General features: G+C 61.4%; 18 protein-coding genes, 2 tRNA genes and 1 pseudogene. 14 read left to right on the forward strand and 7 right to left on the reverse strand.

Features of this window, described 5'->3' with window-relative positions:
* Positions 1 to 29: 29 nt before the first annotated feature.
* From J8C05_RS15745 to J8C05_RS11405, 4 genes and pseudogenes are all read right to left on the reverse strand, one after another.
* Positions 30 to 404, reverse strand: a pseudogene (locus J8C05_RS15745) (DUF2703 domain-containing protein); the annotation flags it as partial.
* A complete protein-coding gene (locus J8C05_RS11395) occupies positions 310 to 1197 on the reverse strand; it encodes an alpha/beta hydrolase family protein (protein WP_211423666.1) in 888 nt (295 codons plus the stop codon). The gene J8C05_RS11395 and the pseudogene J8C05_RS15745, both read right to left, overlap by 95 nt.
* Before the next feature lie 197 nt (positions 1198 to 1394).
* Positions 1395 to 2558, reverse strand: coding sequence for a hypothetical protein (locus J8C05_RS11400; RefSeq protein ID WP_211423667.1), 1164 nt, complete (start codon positions 2556 to 2558; stop codon positions 1395 to 1397).
* A 577-nt stretch (positions 2559 to 3135) separates the two neighbouring features.
* Positions 3136 to 3229: transfer RNA gene (locus tag J8C05_RS11405), tRNA-OTHER, on the reverse strand.
* A 173-nt stretch (positions 3230 to 3402) separates the two neighbouring features.
* On the opposite strand from J8C05_RS11405, the gene J8C05_RS11410 reads away from it, so the two are divergent.
* The 6 genes from J8C05_RS11410 to J8C05_RS11435 all read left to right on the forward strand — a co-directional run bounded on the left by J8C05_RS11410 (position 3403) and on the right by J8C05_RS11435 (position 11262).
* Positions 3403 to 4695 (forward strand): tyrosine-type recombinase/integrase, encoded by a 1293-nt coding sequence (locus tag J8C05_RS11410; RefSeq protein WP_211423668.1) that lies wholly within the window; start codon positions 3403 to 3405, stop codon positions 4693 to 4695.
* 130 nt (positions 4696 to 4825) lie between these two features.
* On the forward strand, positions 4826 to 5773 hold the full coding sequence (locus J8C05_RS11415) for a hypothetical protein (RefSeq protein ID WP_211423669.1): 948 nt from the start codon (positions 4826 to 4828) through the stop codon (positions 5771 to 5773).
* 84 nt (positions 5774 to 5857) lie between these two features.
* A complete protein-coding gene (locus tag J8C05_RS11420) occupies positions 5858 to 6076 on the forward strand; it encodes a MerR family transcriptional regulator (RefSeq protein ID WP_211423670.1) in 219 nt (72 codons plus the stop codon).
* A gap of 99 nt (positions 6077 to 6175) precedes the next feature.
* On the forward strand, positions 6176 to 9262 hold the full coding sequence (locus tag J8C05_RS11425) for a DUF3987 domain-containing protein (protein WP_211423671.1): 3087 nt from the start codon (positions 6176 to 6178) through the stop codon (positions 9260 to 9262).
* Between the two features lie 10 nt (positions 9263 to 9272).
* Positions 9273 to 10721: a hypothetical protein gene (locus tag J8C05_RS11430; RefSeq protein ID WP_211423672.1), complete on the forward strand. Its 1449-nt coding sequence runs from the start codon at positions 9273 to 9275 to the stop codon at positions 10719 to 10721.
* Positions 10722 to 10743: 22 nt separating this feature from the next.
* Complete coding sequence (locus tag J8C05_RS11435) at positions 10744 to 11262, forward strand: hypothetical protein (protein WP_211423673.1); 519 nt, start codon at positions 10744 to 10746, stop codon at positions 11260 to 11262.
* Positions 11263 to 11500: 238 nt separating this feature from the next.
* Here the strand turns inward: J8C05_RS11435 and J8C05_RS11440 are convergent.
* A tRNA-Phe gene (locus J8C05_RS11440) sits at positions 11501 to 11576 on the reverse strand.
* A gap of 198 nt (positions 11577 to 11774) precedes the next feature.
* Positions 11775 to 12902: a branched-chain amino acid ABC transporter permease gene (locus J8C05_RS11445; protein WP_211423674.1), complete on the reverse strand. Its 1128-nt coding sequence runs from the start codon at positions 12900 to 12902 to the stop codon at positions 11775 to 11777.
* Between the two features lie 162 nt (positions 12903 to 13064).
* Here J8C05_RS11445 and J8C05_RS11450 point away from each other — a divergent pair, with 162 nt between their 5' ends.
* Entirely contained in the window at positions 13065 to 14525 is a 1461-nt protein-coding gene (locus J8C05_RS11450; RefSeq protein WP_211423675.1) for an amino acid permease, read from the forward strand.
* Positions 14526 to 14636: 111 nt separating this feature from the next.
* On the opposite strand, the gene J8C05_RS11455 is transcribed toward J8C05_RS11450, so the two are convergent.
* The gene (locus J8C05_RS11455) at positions 14637 to 15947 is read right to left on the reverse strand and encodes a nucleotide sugar dehydrogenase (RefSeq protein ID WP_211423676.1); all 1311 of its coding nucleotides are present in this window, start codon (positions 15945 to 15947) and stop codon (positions 14637 to 14639) included.
* 236 nt (positions 15948 to 16183) lie between these two features.
* On the opposite strand from J8C05_RS11455, the gene J8C05_RS11460 reads away from it, so the two are divergent.
* The 7 genes from J8C05_RS11460 to J8C05_RS11490 all read left to right on the forward strand — a co-directional run bounded on the left by J8C05_RS11460 (position 16184) and on the right by J8C05_RS11490 (position 23795).
* Positions 16184 to 17746: a sensor histidine kinase gene (locus J8C05_RS11460; RefSeq protein ID WP_211423677.1), complete on the forward strand. Its 1563-nt coding sequence runs from the start codon at positions 16184 to 16186 to the stop codon at positions 17744 to 17746.
* On the forward strand, positions 17743 to 19140 hold the full coding sequence (locus J8C05_RS11465; RefSeq protein ID WP_211423678.1) for a sigma-54-dependent transcriptional regulator: 1398 nt from the start codon (positions 17743 to 17745) through the stop codon (positions 19138 to 19140). The genes J8C05_RS11460 and J8C05_RS11465 overlap by 4 nt, the downstream gene beginning before the upstream one ends.
* A gap of 141 nt (positions 19141 to 19281) precedes the next feature.
* Complete coding sequence (locus J8C05_RS11470) at positions 19282 to 19791, forward strand: arginine repressor (RefSeq protein WP_211423679.1); 510 nt, start codon at positions 19282 to 19284, stop codon at positions 19789 to 19791.
* Complete coding sequence (locus J8C05_RS11475) at positions 19788 to 20993, forward strand: argininosuccinate synthase (RefSeq protein WP_211423680.1); 1206 nt, start codon at positions 19788 to 19790, stop codon at positions 20991 to 20993. Before J8C05_RS11470 ends, J8C05_RS11475 begins: the two co-directional genes overlap by 4 nt.
* 121 nt (positions 20994 to 21114) lie before the next feature.
* Positions 21115 to 21381, forward strand: a complete 267-nt coding sequence (locus tag J8C05_RS11480) for a hypothetical protein (RefSeq protein ID WP_211423681.1) — start codon at positions 21115 to 21117, stop codon at positions 21379 to 21381.
* A gap of 12 nt (positions 21382 to 21393) precedes the next feature.
* Entirely contained in the window at positions 21394 to 22752 is a 1359-nt protein-coding gene (argH, locus tag J8C05_RS11485) for an argininosuccinate lyase (protein ID WP_211423682.1), read from the forward strand.
* A complete protein-coding gene (locus J8C05_RS11490) occupies positions 22749 to 23795 on the forward strand; it encodes a hypothetical protein (RefSeq protein ID WP_211423683.1) in 1047 nt (348 codons plus the stop codon). The genes argH and J8C05_RS11490 overlap by 4 nt, the downstream gene beginning before the upstream one ends.
* Positions 23796 to 23801 lie beyond the last annotated feature (6 nt).

Below are 23801 nucleotides of genomic sequence, written 5' to 3' on the forward strand. Positions count from 1 at the left end.
GTGTACTCTGCGCCTCGGTAACGCCAGACTCGACAGGCAACACTTCCATTACAACCACACAGGTCACTACAGGCGTCGCAGGGGCTTTCGACCGTCTCCAAGGCAATGTCCCTGCCGTTGACACGGATGGTGGGGGAGGTCACAAACTGATGCTGGTGAGCTTGTTCTTCTGACGCAATCAGTCGTTCAACGACGGACACTGTGGTGCCGGTTGCTGCCAGAACCCCCTGCAGAAGGGTGACTGCCTGCTGAATGTTTGCCAGTGAGCCAACACAGCGGGTACAGGTGTTGAGGTCTAGGGCCAGTAACTCAATCCTCACTGTGCGAGGGGAGTCGGCCTGGAGCATTTGAGAATTCATACGACGGTTCTCCAATCTGGAAACTGAGCCCAACCTGGTGCTCATCCCCAAAGACGGAGAACTTACAAGAAGGACGCAAAGTCTGCCGGCCGGTCAGATCGGAAATCCCCAGCCGTGCTCGCTGACGCTCCAGTGCAGCGGTGGCACTCCGCCGTCTGCTGCCTGTTTTGGTTTGGGTGTTGGCGCGAAATCTGTCTGTTGCTGCCGCGCGAATAATCTCGTGATTGGCGGCAAGGTTCGGGTCCGGCTTCATACCCGGAAAAAGTCTTGCCACTGGGAACAGTGTTTCTTCGCCCGAGAACGTAAAGTGTGTGTCACCGTTGAGAATCAGAAGCCATTGGTCCACGTTGGACGTGTGATCGAACAGCGCCCTCCGGTCTTTAGCGGCAAACCCGCGTCCCGGAGCCTCATCCTCCGTCCCGGTTACTGAAAAGAGAGGCATGGGCATGTTCCTGAACGAGTCTTTCGTGTCGCCTTGGCTTGGTCGTGGAGGCGATGGGCTGAGGATAAACGCCCCCTGCAACTCAGGTATCGCCAGTGCATAGCCAAACCGCTTCACGAATTGGCCGGCGACCACCTGACTTGGCAGTCCGCCGTAGGAGTGACCGGATATGCCGATTCGCGTGGGGTCAATCCGCCCTTTCAACTCCCCAAGGCGATCTGGCTGCTTGAGCAGCTTCACAACGAACGCAATGTCCCGGAAGCGTGGTTCACTGGCTTTTTGGCCCTGAACGGCATGGGGCTGGTCGGGAACGGTCATGTCACTACCGCCGGACAGGAAAGCGGAAGACAACACATTGCAAAGTGCTTTCTTTTTTCCAGGGAAAATTGCAGACATTCAAAAGTGCCAACTTACTGGCAACATCAACAGTGTTATGTTGATCCTAACCAAATATGTGGCAAACAGGAGAATTCCAGACAAAGTAATGTTTGTTTTTGGGATTTGGCTCCTGGTTTATCGGATTCTGTGGAAGGTGAAGGGTAAGCGTCGATATAGATGCTATCCCCAATAGACCTCACTTGGGGTCAGTGTTATCAGTTCCTGCCCAATGCACCAAGGTTATAGGTGGCAAGAGCTTGGCTGGTGTGGGAATTTAGCCCTCTCAGGCTGAAAAAATATCCCATGAAGGTACCCCATGCCAGTAGGGCCATCAGGACGAGCAGGGGAGTCTTGTAACTGGCAGGGAGTACAAGTTCCGCCAATGGTACAAGGAGAAACAGGATTGTCAAAATTGTAAAATTGGTAAGGATTCCCCTGAACTCATCTCTTAGGTCAGCCCGTTGAGTAAAGCTGCAAAACCTCATCAAGAATACAAGAAAAGTAAACTGACATAAAAAACCGCATATCCCTAAAAGAGCATTCAGCAGGAGGGTATTTGACTGATTCAGGGTGAGAAGTTTGCCAATCAATAACACAAGGGTCATCACCTGCAAAAACACTGCAGCGGTGATCCAAGTCTTGGCGGGGTTCCTGGGAGACCATTCGGGAGCCTGTAAACATTGCCACATTCCAGCAGTTTGCACTGCCATACTGACAACCAACAAAATGACGCTGAAAGCCGGTAAAAGAAGAGCGGAGACGCTAATCCGCAAGGAATCCTGAGCCAGTGTAGCCAGTGTAGCCAGAATCACCCCAAGGATAAAAATAGCTGGCGCAAGAGAGGTAGTGACACTCGCAATCTGTACCAGACGAAGCCCATTCCTAATCCCTGAAAACCTCGCATCCAGCGGACTGGGAGGGTCTAGTTGAAAGAACTTGCCGTCCCTGAGCAGAAACCTGTTCTTACACTTGGGGCAGTCAATGCCCCGGAATTCATCTTGGGTAGCTGTAACATCGTTGGGGGCCCCGCAATAAGGGCAGATGCCTTTGAATGTACCAGCCGAAAAGAGTTTAAGGAGTCTTAGACTTTGTCCGAAATCCCTATCACCTTTCTTGCTTGAAAAGAAAATACCGTAAACAGGAACAAGTAACATTTCCGATAGTACGTTTACCAGAAATAGCACTGGAATAAGCTGGATAAAATTGCCGATACCTCTCATCACTTCTACATTAGAAGCATTAGGCAGGTCCCTGGTGTAATAATATGGAGCCGAGAGCATGCAAAGCAAGGCTATAGGGATGACAACAAACTTGAAAACAGGAGACGGAGGTACAAATACAAATTGGGCATCGGTATAAGTTTTCTTTGTCCCGATCATGGCTACCTCACAGATATTATACCTGCTAACTCTGTCAATCTCCCTGAGTAATGGGATCGCCTGGAACTGGAATAGGATGATTCCCCATGAAGTGGGACTCTCGGGGCTTAGGACTTTTGTTCACAATTCAGGTTAAGCTGCTACGGCCTGAAATCCTTAAGGCCACCGGTCTCAGAACCCGCTTCACAAGGAGCCACAGGGTTATCTTCACTTTGAAACTGGAAACGCCCTGAACACTGTAACGGATTCCCTCGGGTTGGGTGAGGAGGGTATGTGGTGGTTAGTACTGAACTTCATCCGCCACACCTTGGAATCAGCAGGGGGTACGGCCGGGTAAAGCTCCGTACCACGGCCATCAAACAGGCTGTAGAGCCTGTCTGTTGGCCCTGCCGGCAGGCATGGCGTATTGGTTAGCATAAGTGATACACCCAAGGTTTTCTGATACCTCCAGTGTACCCATACGATGACCGGGTGTAAATGGGTTTTGGCGAACTTCGGCGAAACTGAGCTTGGCTGTAACTTGCTGCTTTTGCAGTAGTTTGCGATGCCTGGCGAATGTTGCCGAACTTGGGAAAAATGGCTAGGGAGGGAATCGAACCCCCGACACACGGATTTTCAGTCCGTTTACATGGGGCGTTGAACGGTGTTCATTTTGACCCCGTAAACTCAACAAAAATCAACGCTTACCCCTTGCTTTCCAGCGGTTTGTGGGTGATACTGGTGTTGAACCGGATTGAACGGTTTTGACCAAAACTGGCTACATAGTGGCTACACGGCCGACACCCGGATTCGTGTAGCCGACACCCGGACTGGGGGCAAAAGTGATCCGATGGAGGTATCGGCAATGACACGCGCACGACTGACGGCGGGCAGGGTGCAGTCCTTTACCTGCCCCGAAGGAAAAGAACAGGCTTTCCTGCGCGACAGCGAAGTACCCGGACTGGCGCTGCGCGTGACCGCGGCCGGAAACCGCGCTTACGTCTTCGAGGGAAAGCTGAACCGGCGCACCCTCCGGCTGACCATCGGCAGCCCGGCGCACTGGACTATCGAAACCGCCCGCGCGCGGGCAAGGGAGCTGGCGTCACTGGTTGACCGTGGTCTTGACCCGCGCGCGGAACTCGAAAAGCAGCGGCAGGAAGCCGAAGCCGCCCGCACCCGGCGGGAAGCCGCCGAAGTCTGCGCCCTCGAAGTCTGGCACGCCTACTGCCACGAACGCCGGGACGTATGGGGGGAGCGCCACTACCTTGACCACCTGCGCATAGCCGCCCCAGGTGGCGAACCCCGGAAAAAGGGCGAAGGCGTCACCCAACCGGGGCCGCTTTACGCTCTACTCAACCAACCGCTGGCAAGTCTCACGACCGAAGCCGTCGAAGCGTGGGCCGCCCGGAACGCCCATCGCCCAACGCAAGCCCGTCTCGGATTGCGCCTGCTCAAGGCTTTCCTGAACTGGTGTCGTACCCGCCCCGACTTCGCCCAGGTGCTACCCGCCGAAAACCCGGCCCACAGCCGCAAGGCGCGCGAAACCCTGGGGACGCCCAAAGCCAAAAACGACTGCCTGCAACGGGAGCAGCTTCAGCCGTGGTTCGAGAAGGTACGCCAGCAACATCCGACGGTAGCCGCGTACCTGCAAACCCTGCTGCTGACCGGCGCGCGCCCCGGCGAAGTGCTGGCGCTGACGTGGGACGCCGTGGATTTCCAATGGCTGACCCTCACCATCCGCGACAAGGTGGAGGGCGAACGGGTGATTCCATTGACGCCCTACGTTGCCCGTCTGCTGGCGGCACTGCCACGGCGGAATGAATGGGTGTTCGCGTCCGACAAAGCCAGCGCGCCCATCAACCGCCCCGGTCACGCCGTCGAGCGCGTCTGCCGGCTGGCAGGCATCCCACACGTCAGCCTGCACGGACTGCGCCGTTCGTTCGGGACGCTTTCCGAATGGGTGGAAGCCCCCGTGGGCGTCGTAGCCCAACTTATGGGCCACCGTCCAAGCGCCACAGCCGAACGCCACTATCGCGCCCGCCCGATTGACCTGCTGCGAAAGTGGCACACCGGAATCGAAGGCTGGATTCTCGAACAGGCCGGCATCGAACAGCCGCCGGCGGAAGCGAACCCGGCAAAACTCCGGGTGGTAAGGTAAACTCCGATTTCTGATTTCCCCCCATTCTACACTCCCTACGCTTCCTACACTTCACCCCGGCGAACAGCGGGAACCCTTCGCCCGCCGGTGCGACACCCCATCGAAGGGACTGCACTGGAAGGGAGTGCGTATGAAATACCCAAAATGGGTTCCGGCTGGCGTTGCACAGAAGGTTGAAGCCATTGTGGAAGAATGGCGCAGAAGTGAGGAACACATGAGAATCCGGTTGGCTGAGATTGGTATCTCAGCCAACATCAGGCGCGGGAGAAGGCCCCACAGCGTGCAAAGCGCGTGTAAGCGCATGCAAGACCGCCTGCAAGCCCACATCAACAATATCCGCGACGACATAGCCTGCATCGAGCGTCTGACTCGAAGCCATGACGACGGACGTGACCGTGACAGACAGGAGCTTTACGGGAGATGGCTGTCTGGTCTCGACGACCGCAAAGTGTTCATGTTTCTCCTTGCGGCCTGTGAGGCGGCGCACAACCACACCAGGATACGCCTGCGACTGAAAGAGGCCCGCCTTCTGCGCCAAGAAATCATCAAGGCCGCCAGGGAACTGTCCAGACAAATCAGAATCCTCGAATCGCTGGACGTTGGTATGCCGAAGGAGTTGGTTTCAACGCGCGCGCTACTCAGGATAGCGGTCCCTTCTCACCCCGATGATGTTGACGCATGGGAAACCCTGCGCCCGCAAATACTGGGAGACGAGCCGGACTCAATCGTGAAGGTATGCGACGAGCTGGACTCAAGCGTGGAGGTACGCAGCGCGTGGGATTCAGCCCCTGACTTGGCCGACCTGCTTGAGGCTGCGGCTATGGCGGCTGAAGACTACATACCCGCGCTGCCCCTACATTCACGGCAGAAGGGTGAGAAAACAGACGCCATCCGGGTTTTTGCAGGCATACTGACCAGGATTTTCAAGTTCGACCTGACGGACCGCATCAAGCACGCAATGGCGGTAGCCGCAACTATAGCCATCAACCGCCCCGACATCGTTGTTACCTACGACAACGTGCGTAAAGCCCTAAACGACAGACAGCCCCGCCCTGGAAAAGTCGCGCCCGAAAAATAATCGAGTGTTCCACGACAGATTCGGGCTGACGCGGCATCCTGCCCCCGTTCGACGATTGCAAGTAAGCGCGAACGGAGGTGCAGTATGCAGAACCTACTTGAAAACGAAACCCGACCGGCAATCCCGACCGGGGAAGCCGCCCGGTTGCTTGGCCGCCGTCCACAGACGCTGCGCCTGTGGGCGTGCCTGGAAAACGGCCCGCTCCGTCCGGTTCGGGTTCACGGCCGCCTGATGTGGCCGGTAGCGGAAATCCGACGACTACTCGAAGGCAAACCAGACAGCCAGACGCCCGGCGCGGCGTAGGGCAGGGCATCAACCCTTCGGGCGCGTATTGGCGTGCCCGGAAAGTTTCAGCCCGGACGGGAGCGCAACCGTGCCGGGCTGGGAAAGGGAAAAAACTTCATGACAAGGCTACCCGAGCCTATCGAACTTGACAACCTGCCCGTCCGAAATCCCGGCAAATTGCCGGGGGACGGGGCGCCGAATCACATAGAAATAACGGGTTCCCTTGAAGACGCGCTGCCGGTAATCCGGGAGCGGCTTGGGGGCGCACCCAAAAGCCTGCACGAAACAGGCGACGAACCCATCACCTTCGACACCCACACAAAGGGCAAGCAAAGCGGATGGGCGTACGTCAGCCGCAAGCCCGACGGCTGGCTGCTCACATGTGGGGATAGACGCGGCGGCGTGCGGTACACCATCTTCGTGCGGGACGCGCTGGCGGCTGGCGTTGCGCCCGACATCCTGCTCCCGGCGTCCAGGCAGAAAGACGACGGGGCGGCGGAACGGGCGGCGCAGAAGGCGAATGCTCTCTGCGAGATGGCGTGTCCGGCTGGCGATGACCACCCCTACCTGGTACGCAAGGGCGTCAAGCCAACCGACGCCTTGGGCGAACTGCACGTGGGGCGCATAAGGGAGATTATCCGCTACCATCCGTATGCCGGAGGCGAACCGCTCGAAGGGCGCATCCTCATCGCACCCGTTGTCATCGGCGACAAGATTTCCACGGTGGAGCTTATTGACGAGCAGGGACGTAAGAGCGCGCTGAAAGACGGGCGGAAAAGCGGCGGATATTGGGCAACGGGGACGCTGCCGGAAACCGGCAGGCTTATTCTTGCCGAGGGCGTCGCCACGGCGCTGTCCATTGCCGAAGCGTTGGGCGAACCCGTCGTGGCGGCGCTGTCGGTGGGCAACATCGGGAAGGTTGGACGCGCGCTGCAACGTCCGGGGCGCGAACTGGTGATTGCGGCTGACCTGGGGGAAGGCGGCAAGCCGCACAGCGACGCCATTGAAGCCGCAAGAAAGCTCGGAGCGCGCCTTTGTGCACCACCGTCCGGTATGGGCAAGGGCGCTGACTTCAATGACCTGCACGTGCGGGACGGGCTGGACGCCGTGCGGGCGGCTTTCGAGTGCCCCATCCCGGCGGTGGAGATAGCCGGACAGGATGCCGGCGGCACGCCGTTAGCCGTCTGCCTGACAGATGAACACCCGTTGCCGCCCGAACAGCCCTTCCCGGTGGAAGCCCTGCCGGAACTTATCCGGGAGGCTGTGCAGGAAGTGCAGGATTACACCCAAGCGCCCACGGTACTCGTGGCGGCGTCGGCGCTGACGGCGGCTTCCATTGCCGTCCAGGGGCTGGCGGACGTGGAAATCAACCGGATGATGCGCCGTCCCATCAGCCTGTTCCTGCTGACGATTGCCGAATCCGGGGAACGAAAGACAACCTGCGATGGATACTTCACCAAGCCGTTGCGGGAATTCGTGCAGGAAGCCGGGAAAAAAGCCGAACCCGCACTCAAGGATTACAGAGCCAGGATGGCCGCCTGGGAAGCCAAGCGGGAAGGGCTGCTCAAGGCAATCCAGAAAGCGGGGCGTGACGGGACAGGGCTGGATTTGAGCCCCGACGAGCAGGCGCTTATCGAGCTTGAGTTTCAGAAGCCCGAAAAGCCGCCCGTCCCACAGCTGCTGTACTCGGACGCGACTACCGAGGCGCTGGCTTACTCTCTGACGCACTCGTGGCCCTCGGCTGGACTGGTAAGTTCAGAAGCCGGGGCGGTGTTCGGCGGACACTCAATGAGCACAGACACCGTAGTGCGCAACCTTGCGCTGCTGAATCAGCTTTGGGACGGGGCTGACTTTTCCGTTGACCGGCGTACCAAGGAATCTTTCCACGTGCGCAACGTGCGGCTGACTATCGGGCTGCAAGTACAGCCGGCGGTGATGCATAAATTTATGGACGGTCACGGCGCGGTTTCGCGTGGACAGGGCTTTCTGGCGCGCTGCCTGCTTTCCTGCCCGAAGTCAACGCAGGGGACGCGAATCACCAAAGACCCGCCAAGCCGGACTCCGGGGCTGGACGCCTTCTGCCAGCGGTTGCGTAACCTGCTGGAAGTGCCGCTTCCACGGAACGAAGAAAAGGAACTGGAACCACCGGCACTCTACCTTGCCCCGAAGGCGCGTGAATGCTGGAAAGACTACGCCAACCGGACGGAACGGCGGCTTCTGGATGACTTGCAGGGACTCCGGGACGTGGGTTCCAAGGCAGCGGAAAACGCGGCCCGGCTGGCGGCGGTGATGCACATGTTCGAGCAGGGGGACGCCAGAGACATCGGGGAAGAGTACATCGAGAGGGCGGCGCATATCGTGGACTGGTACCTACTCGAAGCCCGGCGGTTTTTCGAGGAATCCACCGGCGCGATTGACCTTAGCGATGCCGCCCGGCTGAAACGCTGGCTGCGGGAATACTGCACAACCCACAAGACCGACCACGTGACCTGCCGTAATGCCCGGAACTACGGCCCGATCAAGGACGGGAAGCGGTTTTTCGCAGCCACCAACCAGCTTGAAGAGAATGGCGATGCTTGGGTGCAGAAGGATGGACGACGCCACCTTCTGCGCATCAACCCCACCCTTCTACCACTTGCCATGAGTGACGGCGGGGAAACCGTAGGAAGCGTAGGAAGTGTAGAATGGGGGGGAAACGAAAAAACGCAGCCAGCCTATGCCAACGGCGCAGAGCCGCCGGCACAGCCACCCGCCTACCCGTCGGACAGCGACAGGCATTTATCGGGCGGTTCATCCCGTCGTGTGCAGGGGGTGTCCGGTTCAGACGACGCTGCCGGCAGCCCGTCATCCGAACCGCACCGTCCCACCCCGGCGTCAGACGCTGACAGGGATGCGGACGGGGAGGCGCGCCGGGAGGCGCTTGCCCGGAACCGTAATGCGGGCAAGACGGTGTGCCTGATGTGCGGCGAAACCATAGACATGTGCAAGTGCCGTAAGCCACAGGGCAACGGCGAAGGCGCGGCTGATAGAACCGTTCCCGGCGCAGAACCTTCACAGCAACCTGCCAATCCGTCAGACAGCGACGGACACTCATCGAAGGCGGCTGACGTTCAGCCCGATGCGGGCGAACTGTGCGAAGACCACCGGACACCTATGACACTTGACCTGGACGGCACGTGGGCGTGCCCGTCGTGCGGGTTTTAGGGGGGGAGCCATGTACACAAACGTCAACGAACTGCTCAGAGCCATGCGCCGGAGCCTGGCGGCGCATCCGGCTGAACGTGACACACTCAAGGCGATTGCGACTATCGCACGACGCGACGGGCTGGAAGCCGGTATTGCTGCCTACGAAGACTGGAAGCAGTCACGGCTGGCAGGCGCGCCCGACGATGCGGCAAAGCCTGCCCTGCCTGCCGCGTCATCGCCTGCCCCGGCGCACGTCAGCCAGCCGGACGGCCCAACCTGCACAGCCATAACGCAAGACGCGCCTTGTGGCATTACAGGGCAAAGTACACAGCCTGGCAAAGCGGATGCGCGGCAATCCGGCGCGCTGGAACCAACCCCGAAGGGAAATGACGCGCCGGATGACGCAACCCGCACCGGCGGCATTACAAAGCAAAGTACCCTGCCTAGCGAAGCGGACGCCGGCGCACTCCCGGCGGGTGAATCGTCACCGGCGGCGAAGTCGCGCTTCGAGCCGTTCGAGCCGGACGTGGAAGGAAGCATCGCCAACCTGGTGCGCCAGGCGTCCGGCAAGGCGTCCGGCAGGGCGTCCGGCACGTCACCGTCAACCCCGGCGCACGCCCGCCAGACGGACACACAGCCTTCGGGCGCATCCAGACAGGCACAGACGCACGCTGAACCGGCGGTTGACACTTCACCTTCAGACGCGCCACAGAATGCGCCTGAAGGCACTACAAGGCAAAGTACACAGCCCGGCGAAGCAGCCAGCCAGCCGGATGACGCGCTGGTGCGGCTACGGGCGCAGATTGACGGCTGCCTGGCGATGGAAACCAACCCGGCGCTACGGCTGTTTCTCGAACAGCTACGCCGGGACATCCACAAGTACCCGGCGGAGTTTGTGCATCAGGAACTCGAAGCGTACCTGCAACCCGGCACTCCCGGAGACTTCCTGGACCGGCTGGCGGCGCTGCACATGAGTTGGGCGCTGGACGACGTTGCCGTTGACCCGGACGGCAAGCGGCTGGTACGGGGGGACACCGGGGGGCGGAAGGCGATACTCGAATGCATCGAAGCCGCTTTCAGGGCAGAGACGGAACCTGTCGCACGCTGCTACCTGGCGAAGCTGGCGCGCAAAGCCGTCAGCAACCCGCCGGGAGCAGGCGAAGGGCTGGAGGGCTACATTGACGCACGTACCAGCCCGACGTGGCTGTGGCTGGCAGCCGTGTTCGTCACCGGCAGCCCCGAAGCCGCCTTCCAGTGGCGGTTGCAGGAAGCGCGCCGAAAGACAGCCGACGCCCGGCTGTCTGGCTACCTGGACAAGCTCGAACAGGAAGCGCGTGAAAGCCTGCCTATGGCCGTCTCGAAGCTGGAAGCCTTTATCGAGATTCTGGCGCTGACGGACGGCGCAACCCACACAATCCCGGCGCAGAACGCGCCAGAGACGATTACAGACGGCGCACAGCCGTGCGCTGTGGCATAACCGACTGACGAGGTAACAAGCTATGCCAAGACTATCGCGTGACACATGGGCGCAGATTCGTGCGGAACGGGAAGCCGGATTGAGCTTCGGGCTGCTGGCATCCCGGTACGGTATTGACAAGGCAGCTATTGTCCGGCGCGCCAAAGCCGAAGGTTGGGGCGATGGGACGGACGCGGCGGAACTGGTGCGGCGCAAAGCCATGGCGCAAGTCACCGGCACAGCCGTCACCGACCCGGAAAAAAGGGCGGCGGCGATTGACGCGGCGGCGGAACTGGCGGCGGACGTTATCCGGCGTCATCAGGCGGAAACCCGGGAAGTGTACGAGCTGCTCTGGAGCGCCCTGGAAATGCACCGGGCGGCGGAGACGCTGGACGAAAAACGGCTGGCCTTCGAGACGCTCAAGGCGGCAAAGATTTCCAGCGAGACGTTGACCAACCTGCAACGGATGGAGCGCATCAGCCACGGGCTGGATGACGCCACGGGCAAGACGGAAATCGTCATCGAACGGAGCTACGGGGTGATGGAGCCGGGCGCGGCATAGCGTCCGTCGGAGTCAGCCCGTCCGACCCCACAGCCGGCAGGGATGCCGGCTTTTCTTTTGCGCCGTTTTTCTTTTGCGCCGTACCGAAGCCCTGGCGCGCCGGCTGCAGGGCAGAAGTCACCCCTGACGGACGGACGGAAACCCGCCCGATTTCCCAAAACCGGCTACATAGTGGCTACATCGTTTGGCTGCGACTGCGTTTGCTGCTTTTGAACTCTCCGTAAACTGTTGATTTTATTGGTGGCTAGGGAGGGAATCGAACCCCCGACACACGGATTTTCAGTCCGTTGCTCTACCAACTGAGCTACCTAGCCATATACCTGATCTGTCACGTGCACTGACCGGCTGCCCGGCCACTGCGCCATCCCGATGCCACCCTTGTTCCAATGTTCCAAGTACCAGCGTTGCACCGGAAGCTTGTCAGCAACGTGCGACCTTACGTTTTCCCTCGCCCGCTGTCAATGATGACCTTCAATCTTTGAAGCTTCCAGTGAAACTTCGCTACCCCCCCCCTACCGGAACGACCGCGCCAGCCACGCCCATTCGCGCCGCCCAAACAAACCCTGCGGACGTACGATCATCAGCCCAATCAGAAGCAGTGAATACAACACCATCCGATAGTCAGGCAGATTCGCCAGAAATGGCGCCACCTCAATCACTGCCGGCGGCAGGATGCGTGTCAGATCACGCAGGGCTTCAGGCAAAACCGTCAGTGTCGCCGCGCCGACAATCGCCCCGGAAATGCTCCCCAGCCCGCCCAGAACAATCATCGTCACCATCTCAACCGAACGCAGAAAGGTAAACGAACCCGGATTCAGATAGTTGTCATAGTGCGCATATAACCCTCCCGCAATGCCCGTCAGCGCCGCGCTGATGACAAAGGCCGTCGTTTTGGCCTGCGTCGTGTCAATGCCCATCGCCGCCGCCGCAATTTCGTTTTCACGCAGCGCCGCCAGACTGCGCCCGAAACTGGAATAGGCCAGGCGTCCCACGGCGAGCGTCGTCAACACGGCCGCCAGCGAGACCCAGAAAAACATCGTGTCTTCGAGAAACAGGGCAAACCGCTGATCCGGTAACTGCCCCGGTACATCCGGCCCCTGGGCAATGTTCGTAAAACCCAGCGCACCGCCAGTCGGCTCGATGTTCAACAGCACAACCCGGATGATTTCCCCAAACCCCAGCGTCACGATCGCCAGATAGTCGCCCCGCAGGCGCAGCGTCGGCAGCCCGACCAACCACCCCGCCAGTCCACTGGCAAAAGCCCCCACCATCAGGGACACCAGCAGCCGTACCGCGTGAACCGGCCACCCCGGCAGCCCCTCCAGCAGGGCCACGAACGGCCCCCCGCCAAAGTGTGTCACCGCGCCGGCCGCGTACGCGCCAATCGCCATGAAACCCGCATGCCCGATGGAAAACTGTCCGGCGCAGCCGTTGACCAGCGTCAGGCTCACGGCCAGGATGATGGAAATGCCCACCAGCGTCAGAACCCGCAGGTAGTACTCCGACAACCCATAGCCGCCTACCCCATGGACGAACGCCTGGTTGAGCAAAAACAACCCCGCCACCAGCCCGATGGCGCTCAGCCAGGACCGTCCGGACGGTGATGTGCGAGAGGGGGCGTCTGCTTGTAGCTGATGCATACAAACCAAGTTTTTGCAACCAGGTGCCGTTCGCGCTATGTTGCCGCTTACCGGCAACGTCAGCCCAGAACCAGCCACAGAGGGAACCGTACCACTGTCCACGGGCGTCTGTGTCGGCTGCTTGACCTGAACATTTCAACCGAACTGATAGAGGAGTGCAGCGTGGCAAATCAGCTCTTCGTCGTCAAATCCATTGATGAACTGCAAGCCCAGTCATCACCAGAACACAGCTCGCTCAAACGAACCCTTGGACCCTTCAACCTGATTACCCTGGGCATCGGCGCTATCATCGGTGCCGGACTGTTTTCCATCACCGGCCTCGCAGCAGGCAACAACGCCGGGCCGGCCGTCACCATTTCCTTCATCATCGCCGCTGTCGGCTGTCTTTTTGCCGGCCTCTGCTATGCCGAGTTTGCTGCGATGATTCCGGTTGCCGGAAGCGCCTACACCTACTCGTACGCCACCATGGGCGAACTCATCGCCTGGACGATTGGCTGGGACCTCGTGCTGGAATATGCCGTCGGCGCGGCCACCGTCTCTATAAGCTGGTCACGCTATCTGGTGAAGTTCCTGGAGTACTACAACGTGGCGCTGCCACCCCAACTCACTATGTCGCCCTTTGATTCCATCACCACGGCCAACGGCACGACCATCACCGGCGTCGTCAACCTGCCGGCGGTGTTCATCGTCGTGGCCATGTCGCTCATTCTCATCAAGGGAACTCAGGAATCCGCCCTGGTCAACAACCTCATCGTGGCGCTCAAGGTCGGCGTCGTGCTGGCGTTCATCGGGCTGGGCTGGGCCTTCATCGAGCCGAAAAACTATGAACCCTACATCCCACCCAACACGGGTGAGTTCGGCAGCTTCGGCTGGAGCGGCATCATCCGCGCCGCCGGAATCATCTTCTTTGCCTACATCGGTTTCGATGCCGTTTCGACGGCCGCCCAGGAAGCCCGTAACCCACAGCGCGACATGCCGATTGGCATTCTCGGCTCGCTCGGTATCTGTACCGTGCTCTACATCCTGTTTGCGCACGTGATGACCGGGCTGGCGCACTACTCGGAGTTCAAGGGCGTCGAGGGAATTGCACCGGTGGCGACGGCCATTGCCCATACGCCCTACAAGTGGCTCAACCAGGGCATCATCCTCGCCATTCTCGCCGGCTACGCCTCGGTCATCCTGGTGATGTTGCTGGGACAGTCGCGGGTCTTTTTCTCGATGTCCTACGACGGGCTGCTGCCGAAGATTTTTTCGGAAGTGCACCCGTACTTCCGTACGCCGTGGAAGTCCAACGCGCTGTTTGCCGTTTTCGTCAGCCTCTTTGCCGCCTTTGTGCCGGCGCGCGTCGTGGGTGAGATGACCAGCATTGGCACGCTGTTCGCCTTCATTCTGGTGTGCGCCGGGATCATCGTGCTGCGCTACACGCAGCCGGAGCGGGAGCGGCCCTTCAGGACGCCTTTCGTGCCGGTCGTGCCGGCGCTAGGGATTCTGGTGTGCTTTGGCATGATGGCCGCCCTGCCCCTCGACACCTGGCTGCGGCTCGTCATCTGGATGGCTGCCGGCTATGTCATCTACTTCAACTATGGCATCCGGCACAGCAGACTGAAGCCGGCTGAAAGCTAGCCCGGCCGGTCGGCGCTTGAGGTCGGCGCTTGAGAACGCTGGGACGGAAACCCCTTCCGGCGAGTAGCTACAGTCAAGGTGTGGTCAGGCTTACAGTGACATCCTTTGGTTTCAGGCCTTGACCACCTTATGCAACAACTCGGCCGGCAGCCCGGCGCAGGCATTGCGGGTGTCCACGACAAGCCGGGCATGCCGGACGACAAAACCGTAATCCAGCCCGTCGTGCGCCGTACAAATCACCACGGCGTCACTGTGCGCCAAAACCGCTTCGGTCAACGGAACCGATGGCGTGCCGGCATAGGCCGGATATTCCCGCATGGCCGGGGCGACCGGGATGTACGGGTCATGAAACTGTACGTTCGCCTGCCGGGCGCGCAGCAGGTCCCAGATGGCAAAGGTCGGGGACTCGCGTGGGTCGTCCACGTTTTTTTTGTAGGCCAGCCCCAGCAGCAGGATGTTGGCTCCGCGCAGCGCGCGGCCGCAATCCGACAGGGCCTCCAGCAGGCGTGTCACCACATAGCGCGGCATGCTGGTGTTGATGTCGCCGGCCAGCTCCACAAACTTGGTCTGCACGCCAAACTCCCGTGCCTTCCACGTCAGGTAAAACGGGTCAATGGGGATGCAGTGCCCGCCAAGGCCCGGCCCCGGCTCGAACTTCATGAAGCCAAACGGCTTGGTTTTGGCGGCGTCCAGAACTTCCCACACATCAATGCCCATGGCGTCGAAGACCATTTTGAGTTCGTTGACCATGGCGATGTTGACGCAGCGGAAGATGTTTTCGACGAGTTTCGTGGCCTCGGCCACGCGCGTCGAAGAAACCGGCACCATGGTTTGCACCGCGTGGCGGTACAGCCGGATGCCGGCCGCCAGGCAGTCGGAGGTCAGGCCGCCAATGACCTTGGGAATGTTGCGCGTCCCGAAGTCGGGATTGCCGGGGTCTTCACGCTCCGGCGAATAGACCACATGAAAGTCACGTCCGGCGCGCAATCCTGACCCCCGTTCGAGCCGGGGCACGAGTTCTTCTTCGGTCGTTCCAGGATAGGTCGTGGATTCCAGACTGACGAGTTGCCCGGCCCGCAGATGCGGGGCAACGGCTTCAGCCGTCTGAATGATGAAGGACAGGTCCGGCTCACGGTGCGCCGTCAGCGGCGTGGGAACGCAGATCAGGATCGCTTCCACGTCGGCAAGCCGGGCCACATCAGCCGTCGCCTGGAACTGCCCGGTCGCCACGGCTTCGGCAATCACGGCTGCCGGGACGTTTCTGATATAACTCCGCCCGGCATTGAGGGCTGTGACCTTGTGCTGGTCAATGTCAAAGCCGATGACCCGGCAGCCGCTGCGCAGAAACTGTACGGCCAGCGGCAGCCCAACGTAGCCCAGACCAACGATGCCGACGGTCGGACAAGCCATGTGTTGTGACATGAAGGCTCCTCGAAACTCCACCAGGTTGCACAAGGCCGCCGGACAGGCGGCTGCGCCACGATACTGTGCCAGAAGGCAAGGTTGAAGTTGTAGGGAACTTGTGACGGTCAGGGCTGCCCGTCAATTCCGCAACAACCCGACAGTGCCCTATGCTTGCCCGCCGGCAGATACATCCGTGACCCGGCGGCGTCGGTTGCCGAACCTGGTCAGTCCCGGAGGTGGGGTCCGTTTCGGCTATGGCCTTGAAACTGCATACCCGGACAACGTTGTTGGCCTCGGCGCTCACGATTGCCGTCCTGGGCGCTTTTGTGTGGCTGTCGAACCGTGAACTGGCACGGCTGCTCCGCGATGAACAACGGGTGTGGGTCAAACTCCACGCTGTCACGCTCGCCGAGCAGATTGCGCGCCTGCCCAACGAACAGACCGGTCTCAACCGCCTTGTGGCGCTGTCCAAGCAGGCGCGGCCCGACGCCCTGGGTATCCGGGTCTGGGAGCGGTCGGGGAAAAGCTACCAGGTCGTCACGGCCCTGGTCGAAGACGACCTGCCGCCGCCGGACCCGGCTGCCATCGCCAATGCGCTGCGGACGCCGGTCATGACGAACCTGCCCACTCAACTGCGTCTGAACGGCAGCGGCGGAGATGCCTACTGGATATGCGTGCCCATCAAACGGGCCGGTCGGCCCGAAGGCGCAGTGGAATACATCGAGCGAATTGGTCTCGCCACAGCCGTACTGACCCGTTACCGCACCCTTGCCCTGTGGTTCGCTCTGGGCTGCGTGCTGGCCATCACCCTGGCGATGAACTGGCTCTTCCGCCGGACGGTCTATGCGCCCATCGAGCGCCTGCTGGCCGCCATGCAGCGCGTGCAGGAAGGTGATCTTTCCGCCACGGTGGAAGTCCGCACCCAGGATGAACTGGGACGGCTCGCCGACGGCTACAACCGGATGCTGGCGCAGGTCCGCGCCATGACCGACGAACGCGAGCAGCAGCGCCAGGAACTGGAAGCCCGTGTGGCCGAAGCCACGGCCGAGCTTTCTGAACGCAATACCCAACTTGAAACGCTCAACCGCGAACTGTGGGAAATGACCCGTCGCCTGACCGACATGGAGCGTCTGGCGGCGGCTGGACAGACGGCAGCCCAGTTGGCCCACGAGGTGGGCACACCGCTCAACCTCATCAGCGGACACGTGCAGCTTCTCGGCGCTGACCTCAACGGCAATCCCAGGGCCCAGGCCCGACTCGAAACCATCAGCCTGCAAATCGAGCGCATTGAGCGCATCGTACGGACGATGCTCGACCGAACCCGGGCCGACACCAGCGAACACCAGTTGCTTGACCTGAACGCTGTCCTGCGCCGGACGTTCGAGCTGATCCAGCCGGCCCTGACCCTGCGCCACATCCATCTGGTGACACAGCTCAGCCCGACGCCGCTGCCCGTGCGCGGCACGGTGGATCAGCTCCAGCAGGTCTTCATCAACCTGTTCAACAACGCCATGGACGCCATGCCTTCCGGTGGGCAGCTCACCGTGACCAGCGCCCGGTGGGAAACCGGAACGGGCGTGGAACACTTCGTCATCGAGGCGCGTGACACCGGACAGGGCATGCCCGAAAGCGTACGGACACGCATTTTTGAACCTTTCTTCACGACCAAACCGCGTGGGAGCGGAACCGGACTGGGCCTCGTGGTGGCCCGGCAGATCGTCCGCGAACATGGCGGAGACATGACGGTGATGAGCCAGCCGGAGCAGGGAACGACCGTCCGGCTTACCTTCCCGCCGGCGACGGAGCCACGCCCATGACCAGACATATTCTCGTGGTGGATGACGACGCCGCTTCGTGTGAGCTGCTGCGTGAAATCTTCACGGCGCGCGGCTGGCAGGTCTCCACGGCCACCACACCGGAAGCCGCCCGCCTGTGCTTTGCCCGGCAGGCTTTTGACCTGGTCATCAGCGACATCAACCTGGAAGCCGAGGCCACGGGACTCGACCTGCTCACTGACTTCCGTGCCCACTGCCCGGTCATTCTCATCACCGGGTTCGGCACCCTCGATGCCGCCGTGGCTGCGTTGCGCGACGGCGCGTGGGATTTCATTTCCAAGCCGTTCAAGGTGGATGAGGTCGTGGCGGCCGTCCAATCGGCCCTTGCCCGGAAGGACGAAGCCCGGAAGGGGGAAGCACCGGCGGCTGCGCCGGCCGTAGGCCTGGCCGATGCGTCCGGCCTGGTCGGGCGCTCGGCAGCCATGGTGGCGCTGTACAAAGAAATTGCGCGGGTGGCACCCACGCGCTCGACGGTGCTGGTGCTGGGGGAGTCCGGCACGGGGAAGGAACTCGTCGCCCGGGCCATTCACCGGCATAGCCCACGGTCAGGCGGCCCCTTCATCCCGGTCAACTGCGGCGCTTTGCCGGAACCGCTGCTTGAAGCCGAACTGTTCGGGCATGTCCGTGGGGCGTTCACCAGCGCCGTGGCCGACCGCCGGGGACTGTGGGAGGAAGCCCATCACGGAACGCTTTTTCTGGACGAAATCGGCGACCTTCCGCTGCCGATGCAGGTCAAGCTGCTCCGGGCCTTGCAGGAAGGGGAAGTCCGCCGCCTGGGGGCGGCGCGGCCGCAGCAGGTGGATGTCCGGGTCATTGCCGCCACCAACCGCGCCCTCGAAGCCGAAGTCGCCGCCGGACGCTTCCGGGAAGACCTGTACTACCGGCTCAGTACGGTCACGCTGCACGTGCCGCCCCTGCGCCAGCGGCGTGACGATTTGCCGCTACTGGCCGAGGCCTTTCTGCGCCAGGTGGCACAGACCGTGGGACGCCACCTGTGGTTTGAACCGGCAACGCTCACCGTTCTGGCGGCCTACGACTTTCCCGGCAACGTCCGTGAACTCCAGTCCGTGATTGAGTACGCGGCGCTCCACGCCCGCGATGACGTTATCCGCCCGGAAGATTTGCCGCTCAAACTGCAACCCGTGAAGCCGTCCGTCCCGGACACATCTCCGGCCGGGAGCGACCCGAACCCCTTTGCCGACCTGCCGACGCTGGATGAACTGGAGCGGCGTTACCTGACCTATGTGCTCGAAGCCGTCAGCGGCCACCGTACGCGCGCTGCCGAAGTGCTCGGCGTTGATCGCCGGACGCTGTACCGCATGGCTGAACGGCTGGGGGTGAAGCTGACCGATGACCGGGGCCTGGACGAACCCTGATGACTGCCGGAACAAGAGGCGGTTTTTTGCATATCTATGCTTGACAGGTGCATAAATATGCGTAATATCCGCCGTTCGTTCCGCAAGCCGGAAGCGTTTGCCGGCCAAAGCGACAGAAGAAGGGGGACCCGGCGGGCTGCAATGGACAAATCCGCGCGTCAGCAGGCGTTGCTGGAGGTCATTCACCAAGAGCGACTCAGCACCCAGGCGGAACTGTGTGCGGCGCTGGCTGCCCGGTACGGCATCACCTGTGACCAGGGCACCATCTCGCGCGACATCAAGGAACTGGGAATCGTGCGACTGACGGATGCCAGTGGCAGCTACTACGGGCGGCTGGCGGGCAGTCTGCCCAGCTCAAACGAGGCGTTTTTGTTGTCGCGGCTGGTGCGGCGCGTCGCGGACGCGGGAAATCTGGTTGTGGTGCACACCGACGCCGCCAATGCCCATCCGGTGGCCGAGGCGCTCGACCGGCTGGCGTTCCCGGAGGTCGTCGGCACGGTGGCCGGCGACAATACGGTGCTGGTCGTCGTCAAAACGGCGGGCAAGGCGCGGCGGGTGGTCGAGCGGATTGTGGCGATTGCCGGTCTGGACAGCGGGCCGCACAATGGAAACAAGCGCGAGCGAAAAAAGGGAGGGAAATCCGCGAAATGAAAAAAATAGCCCTGTCCTACAGCGGCGGCCTCGATACGAGCGTCATTCTGGCGTGGCTGAAGGAAACCTACGGCGTGCCGGTGGTGGCGTTCGTGGCCGATGTCGGGCAGAACGAAGACCTGGCTGCAGTGCGGGAAAAGGCGCTGGCAACCGGGGCGGATGAGGTCGTTGTGGCGGATGTCAGGGAAGAGTTCGTGCGCGACTACGTGTTTCCGGCGCTGGCGGCGCATGCCGTGTATGAAGGCTCCTACCTGCTGGGGACGGCGCTGGCCCGGCCGGTCATTGCCAAAGCACTCGTCGCGGCGGCGCGGGCGACCGGCTGTGACGCGATTGCCCACGGAGCAACGGGCAAGGGCAACGATCAGGTACGCTTTGAGTTGACCGTCGCTGCCCTGGCGCCGGAGCTGGGCATCATTGCGCCCTGGCGCACCTGGTCGTTTGTGGGGCGGCGCGACCTGCTGGCCTATGCCGGACGGCATGGCATTCCGACGCCGGTCACAGCCGAAAAGCCCTACTCGACCGATGCCAACGCCATGCACATCAGCTATGAAGGCGGTGTACTGGAAGACCCTTGGCAGGCGCCGCCGGAGGGGATGTTTCAGTGGACGACCGATCCCGAAAAAGCTCCCGATGAACCGGCTTTTGTTGAGATTGCCTTCGAGCGCGGACGGCCCGTGGCCATTGACGGCGAGGCGCTGTCACCCTTCCGGCTGCTGGAGCGCGCCAACGCGCTGGGAGCGCGTCATGGGATTGGGCGCGTGGACATCGTTGAAAACCGCTTCATCGGGCTGAAGTCACGCGGCGTCTATGAAACGCCGGGTGCGACGCTGCTGATGCAGGCACACCGGGCGGTGGAGTCGCTGACGCTCGACCGCGAAGTGGCCCATTTCAAGGAAACGCTGGGTCTGAAATTTGCCGAACTGGTCTATAACGGCTTCTGGTTTTCACCTGAAATGGAGTTGTTGCGGGCGACCCTGACGCACACTCAACGGAACGTAACCGGAACGGCGCGTTTAAAGCTCTACAAGGGCGCGGCCTATGTTGTCGGTCGGAAGTCGCCGGTTGGTCTCTATAATGCCGAGGCGGTGAGTTTCGAGACGCGCCCGCAGGTTGCACCGGCCGACGCCGGAGGCTTCATCGCCATCCATTCCTTACGTTTGCGGCAGCAGGCTCGCCTGTCTTCCGAAGACAGTGCGGGCTGAAGGTTTACGAGCGCGATGCGTTGCTGAAACGCCGAGTTTACGCATCGCCCCCATCGTATCGCGCACCTTTCAGGTGTGGCGAAGGTCTCTACTGGAAATGTTCTTGATGGAGGTGCCGCCAATGCCGTTGTTTCCGTTTGCTGTTTCTGCCCGGTCTGCTGTGGGAAAAACCCGTCACCAGTCGCTTTTCTGGGAAGAAGTGCTGGCGACGCTTGGATTTATGCTCGCCATAACGACGGCATTGATTGTGGTGTTTGGAACGTTGCCACCAGCGCGCATCAACCTGTTGACCCATGCTGCGTTTGCCCTGCTGACGGTGGCGCTCTTCGGGCTGGAGGTGACGACCTACCAGCACCTGTTTGCCAAACAATCTGTCCGGGATGAGTGAGGATAACCGCCGATGAGTGCTGACGTATCCAACGCCCAGGCGCTGCGGGCGGCTTTTACTGCGCCGATGCAGGAGGAGATCGCCCGCTTCGTCGCTTCGGTGGAGGAAGACCGTCATCTGCTCGATGCCGATCTGCGCGGCTCGCTCGCGCACGTCGCCATGCTTGAAGCCTGCGGCATTCTGACGGCCGAACAGGCAGCGCGCCTGCGCCAGGGACTGGAGCAGATTCGCGCCGAAGGTCTTGAGCTCGATCCGGCCTACGAAGACGTGCACATGAACGTCGAGCGGCGGCTGGAAGAGCTGGTTGGCGAGGATGCCCGCCTGCTGCATACGGCGCGCAGCCGCAATGATCAGGTGGCGCTGGATTTGCGGCTCTACGTACGCGACTGCGAGAACCGGTTGCGGAAGGCGCTGGATGAGCTGACAACGGCGTTGGTGGACAAGGCGGAAGCCTATGCTGATGTCGTCCTGCCGGGCTACACGCATCTTCAGCGGGCGCAGCCGGTTTCGCTGGCGCACGTCCTGCTGGCTTACCATGCGGCACTGGGGCGCGACCGGGAGCGGCTGCGGCAACCGCTGATTTCACCGCTGGGCGCCGGGGCGCTGGCCGGTACGGCCATTCCCATTGATCCACACCGGACGGCACAGGAACTGGGCGCTGACGGTGTGTTCAGCAATGCGCTCGATGCGGTCACGGACCGGGATTTCGCGGTGGCGTTCGTGTTTGCCAGCGCGCTGCTGGCCGTCCATCTCTCGCAGCTTGCCGAGACGCTCATCCTGTGGTGTTCGCAGGAGTTCAACTTCATCCGCCTGCCGGATGAGCTGACGACTGGCTCCAGCCTGATGCCACAGAAGAAAAACCCGGATTGCCTGGAGCTGGTGCGCGGGCGGGCCGGACAGTGCATTGGCGAGCTGGTCAACCTGTTGACCACGCTCAAGGGACTGCCGACCGGATACAACCGGGATTTGCAGGAAACGAAACCGCCCGTGATGCGGGTCAGTGCGACGGTGCTGGCTTCGGTCAAGGTTTGTACGCTGGCCGTGCAGCACATGACGGTTCACCGTGAAGTCATGCGTCAGGCGGCGTCAGATGAAAAGCTGTATGCCACTGACCTGGTTGAGCAACTGGTTTCCCAGGGGGTTCCGTTTCGGACGGCCTACGCCAGGATTGGCAATTTGGTGCGGCGCGGAGTAGCCTTTTCACAAGTCGCAGCGGATGAATGGGCAACGCTCGGTCTGCGCGTCATGCCTGAAACCTTGACCCCGGAACAGTCCATTGCCGGACGCGCTTCCCACGGAGGCACGTCGCCAGGGCGAATTGCCGACCAGATTGCTGCGGCGCGCGCCACGCGCCGGGAGGACGTACCATGAAACGAGGTTCTTCGACGCTTCGGGTGCTTATTGGCGAAGGTGTCTCCATCCAGCCGCAATCCACGCCGCGACTGGGCGACGTGGTGGCTGTGGAGGTGCTCACCATCAACCAGAACTATCCAAACCTCGAACTGATCGATGGGGCGACGGTCCCGCTGACCGTCGGCGAACGCATCATCGGGGTGCTCGGCTCACGCCAGGCCTTACGTGGCTTCGTCGGCTGCGTCCCTGAAACCCTGGCGGAAGGCGACGAGCTTTCGATCCTCAATGTGGGTGGGGTCATTGGCCGGTTTCTCGATGCCACGACGGCGCTTGGGGAAGCCACGCGCGTGCGTTATCTCGGTACGCTGTGTGACGAGCGCGGCACGGTCAACCTGGAACGTGACGCCTTGCCGGCGGCGAGTCATCTGCTGCGGCGGCGTCCGATTGTGCTGGTGGTGGGAACGTGCATGAACGTCGGCAAAACGGTTACGGCGGCGGAACTCATCCGGGTGGCGACGGCGCATGGCTATCGCGTCGGGGCAGCCAAGCTGTCGGGCGTCGGAGCCATCCGGGACCTCAAAAAGTTCGAGGCCGCCGGCGCCGTGGATGTCAAGAGTTTCCTTGACTGCGGGCTGCCCTCGACAGTGGACGCCGCAGACCTCGCACCCATCGTCAAAACCGTTGCCAACGCACTCGATGGCGATCTGCTCATCTTTGAGTTGGGCGACGGCATCTTCGGGCACTATCGGGTGGATTCGGTCATTGCCGATGCGGACATCATGGCGTCGGTGGCCGCCGTCGTCGTCTGCGCCGGAGACCTGATGGGCGCCTATGGCGCGCGTCTCTATCTGGAGCCGCTCGGCGTGCGGATTGCCGCCTTCAGCGGGCTGGCGACGGAAAACATTTCCGGCTCCGATTACCTGGAAAAGCATCTTGGCATTCCGGCCGTCAACGGCCTGAAGTACCCTGAAAAACTCTTTGCCACGCTCGACTTGACTGGCAGCCTGCTGCGTATGGCGACGCCAGCCGCCTGTTACGAAACAGGCGTTGCTGTGGCCTGATAACGA

This window comes from Chloracidobacterium sp. N (genome assembly GCF_018304765.1).
In the GTDB taxonomy this organism is placed as follows: domain Bacteria; phylum Acidobacteriota; class Blastocatellia; order Chloracidobacteriales; family Chloracidobacteriaceae; genus Chloracidobacterium; species Chloracidobacterium aggregatum.

Excerpts from the sequence above, each read along its gene's own strand:
- J8C05_RS11460 (WP_211423677.1), top strand. The coding sequence starts at position 16,184 with ATGGCCTTGAAACTGCATACCCGGACAACGTTGTTGGCCTCGGCGCTC.
- J8C05_RS11475 (WP_211423680.1), top strand. The coding sequence starts at position 19,788 with ATGAAAAAAATAGCCCTGTCCTACAGCGGCGGCCTCGATACGAGCGTC.
- J8C05_RS11395 (WP_211423666.1), bottom strand. The coding sequence starts at position 1,197 with ATGTCTGCAATTTTCCCTGGAAAAAAGAAAGCACTTTGCAATGTGTTG.
- J8C05_RS11465 (WP_211423678.1), top strand. The coding sequence starts at position 17,743 with ATGACCAGACATATTCTCGTGGTGGATGACGACGCCGCTTCGTGTGAG.
- J8C05_RS11430 (WP_211423672.1), top strand. The coding sequence starts at position 9,273 with ATGTACACAAACGTCAACGAACTGCTCAGAGCCATGCGCCGGAGCCTG.
- J8C05_RS11455 (WP_211423676.1), bottom strand. The coding sequence starts at position 15,947 with ATGTCACAACACATGGCTTGTCCGACCGTCGGCATCGTTGGTCTGGGC.
- J8C05_RS11445 (WP_211423674.1), bottom strand. The coding sequence starts at position 12,902 with ATGCATCAGCTACAAGCAGACGCCCCCTCTCGCACATCACCGTCCGGA.
- J8C05_RS11470 (WP_211423679.1), top strand. The coding sequence starts at position 19,282 with ATGGACAAATCCGCGCGTCAGCAGGCGTTGCTGGAGGTCATTCACCAA.
- J8C05_RS11425 (WP_211423671.1), top strand. The coding sequence starts at position 6,176 with ATGACAAGGCTACCCGAGCCTATCGAACTTGACAACCTGCCCGTCCGA.
- J8C05_RS11490 (WP_211423683.1), top strand. The coding sequence starts at position 22,749 with ATGAAACGAGGTTCTTCGACGCTTCGGGTGCTTATTGGCGAAGGTGTC.
- argH (WP_211423682.1), top strand. The coding sequence starts at position 21,394 with ATGAGTGCTGACGTATCCAACGCCCAGGCGCTGCGGGCGGCTTTTACT.
- J8C05_RS11410 (WP_211423668.1), top strand. The coding sequence starts at position 3,403 with ATGACACGCGCACGACTGACGGCGGGCAGGGTGCAGTCCTTTACCTGC.
- J8C05_RS11400 (WP_211423667.1), bottom strand. The coding sequence starts at position 2,558 with ATGATCGGGACAAAGAAAACTTATACCGATGCCCAATTTGTATTTGTA.
- J8C05_RS11415 (WP_211423669.1), top strand. The coding sequence starts at position 4,826 with ATGAAATACCCAAAATGGGTTCCGGCTGGCGTTGCACAGAAGGTTGAA.
- J8C05_RS11435 (WP_211423673.1), top strand. The coding sequence starts at position 10,744 with ATGCCAAGACTATCGCGTGACACATGGGCGCAGATTCGTGCGGAACGG.
- J8C05_RS11480 (WP_211423681.1), top strand. The coding sequence starts at position 21,115 with ATGCCGTTGTTTCCGTTTGCTGTTTCTGCCCGGTCTGCTGTGGGAAAA.
- J8C05_RS11420 (WP_211423670.1), top strand. The coding sequence starts at position 5,858 with ATGCAGAACCTACTTGAAAACGAAACCCGACCGGCAATCCCGACCGGG.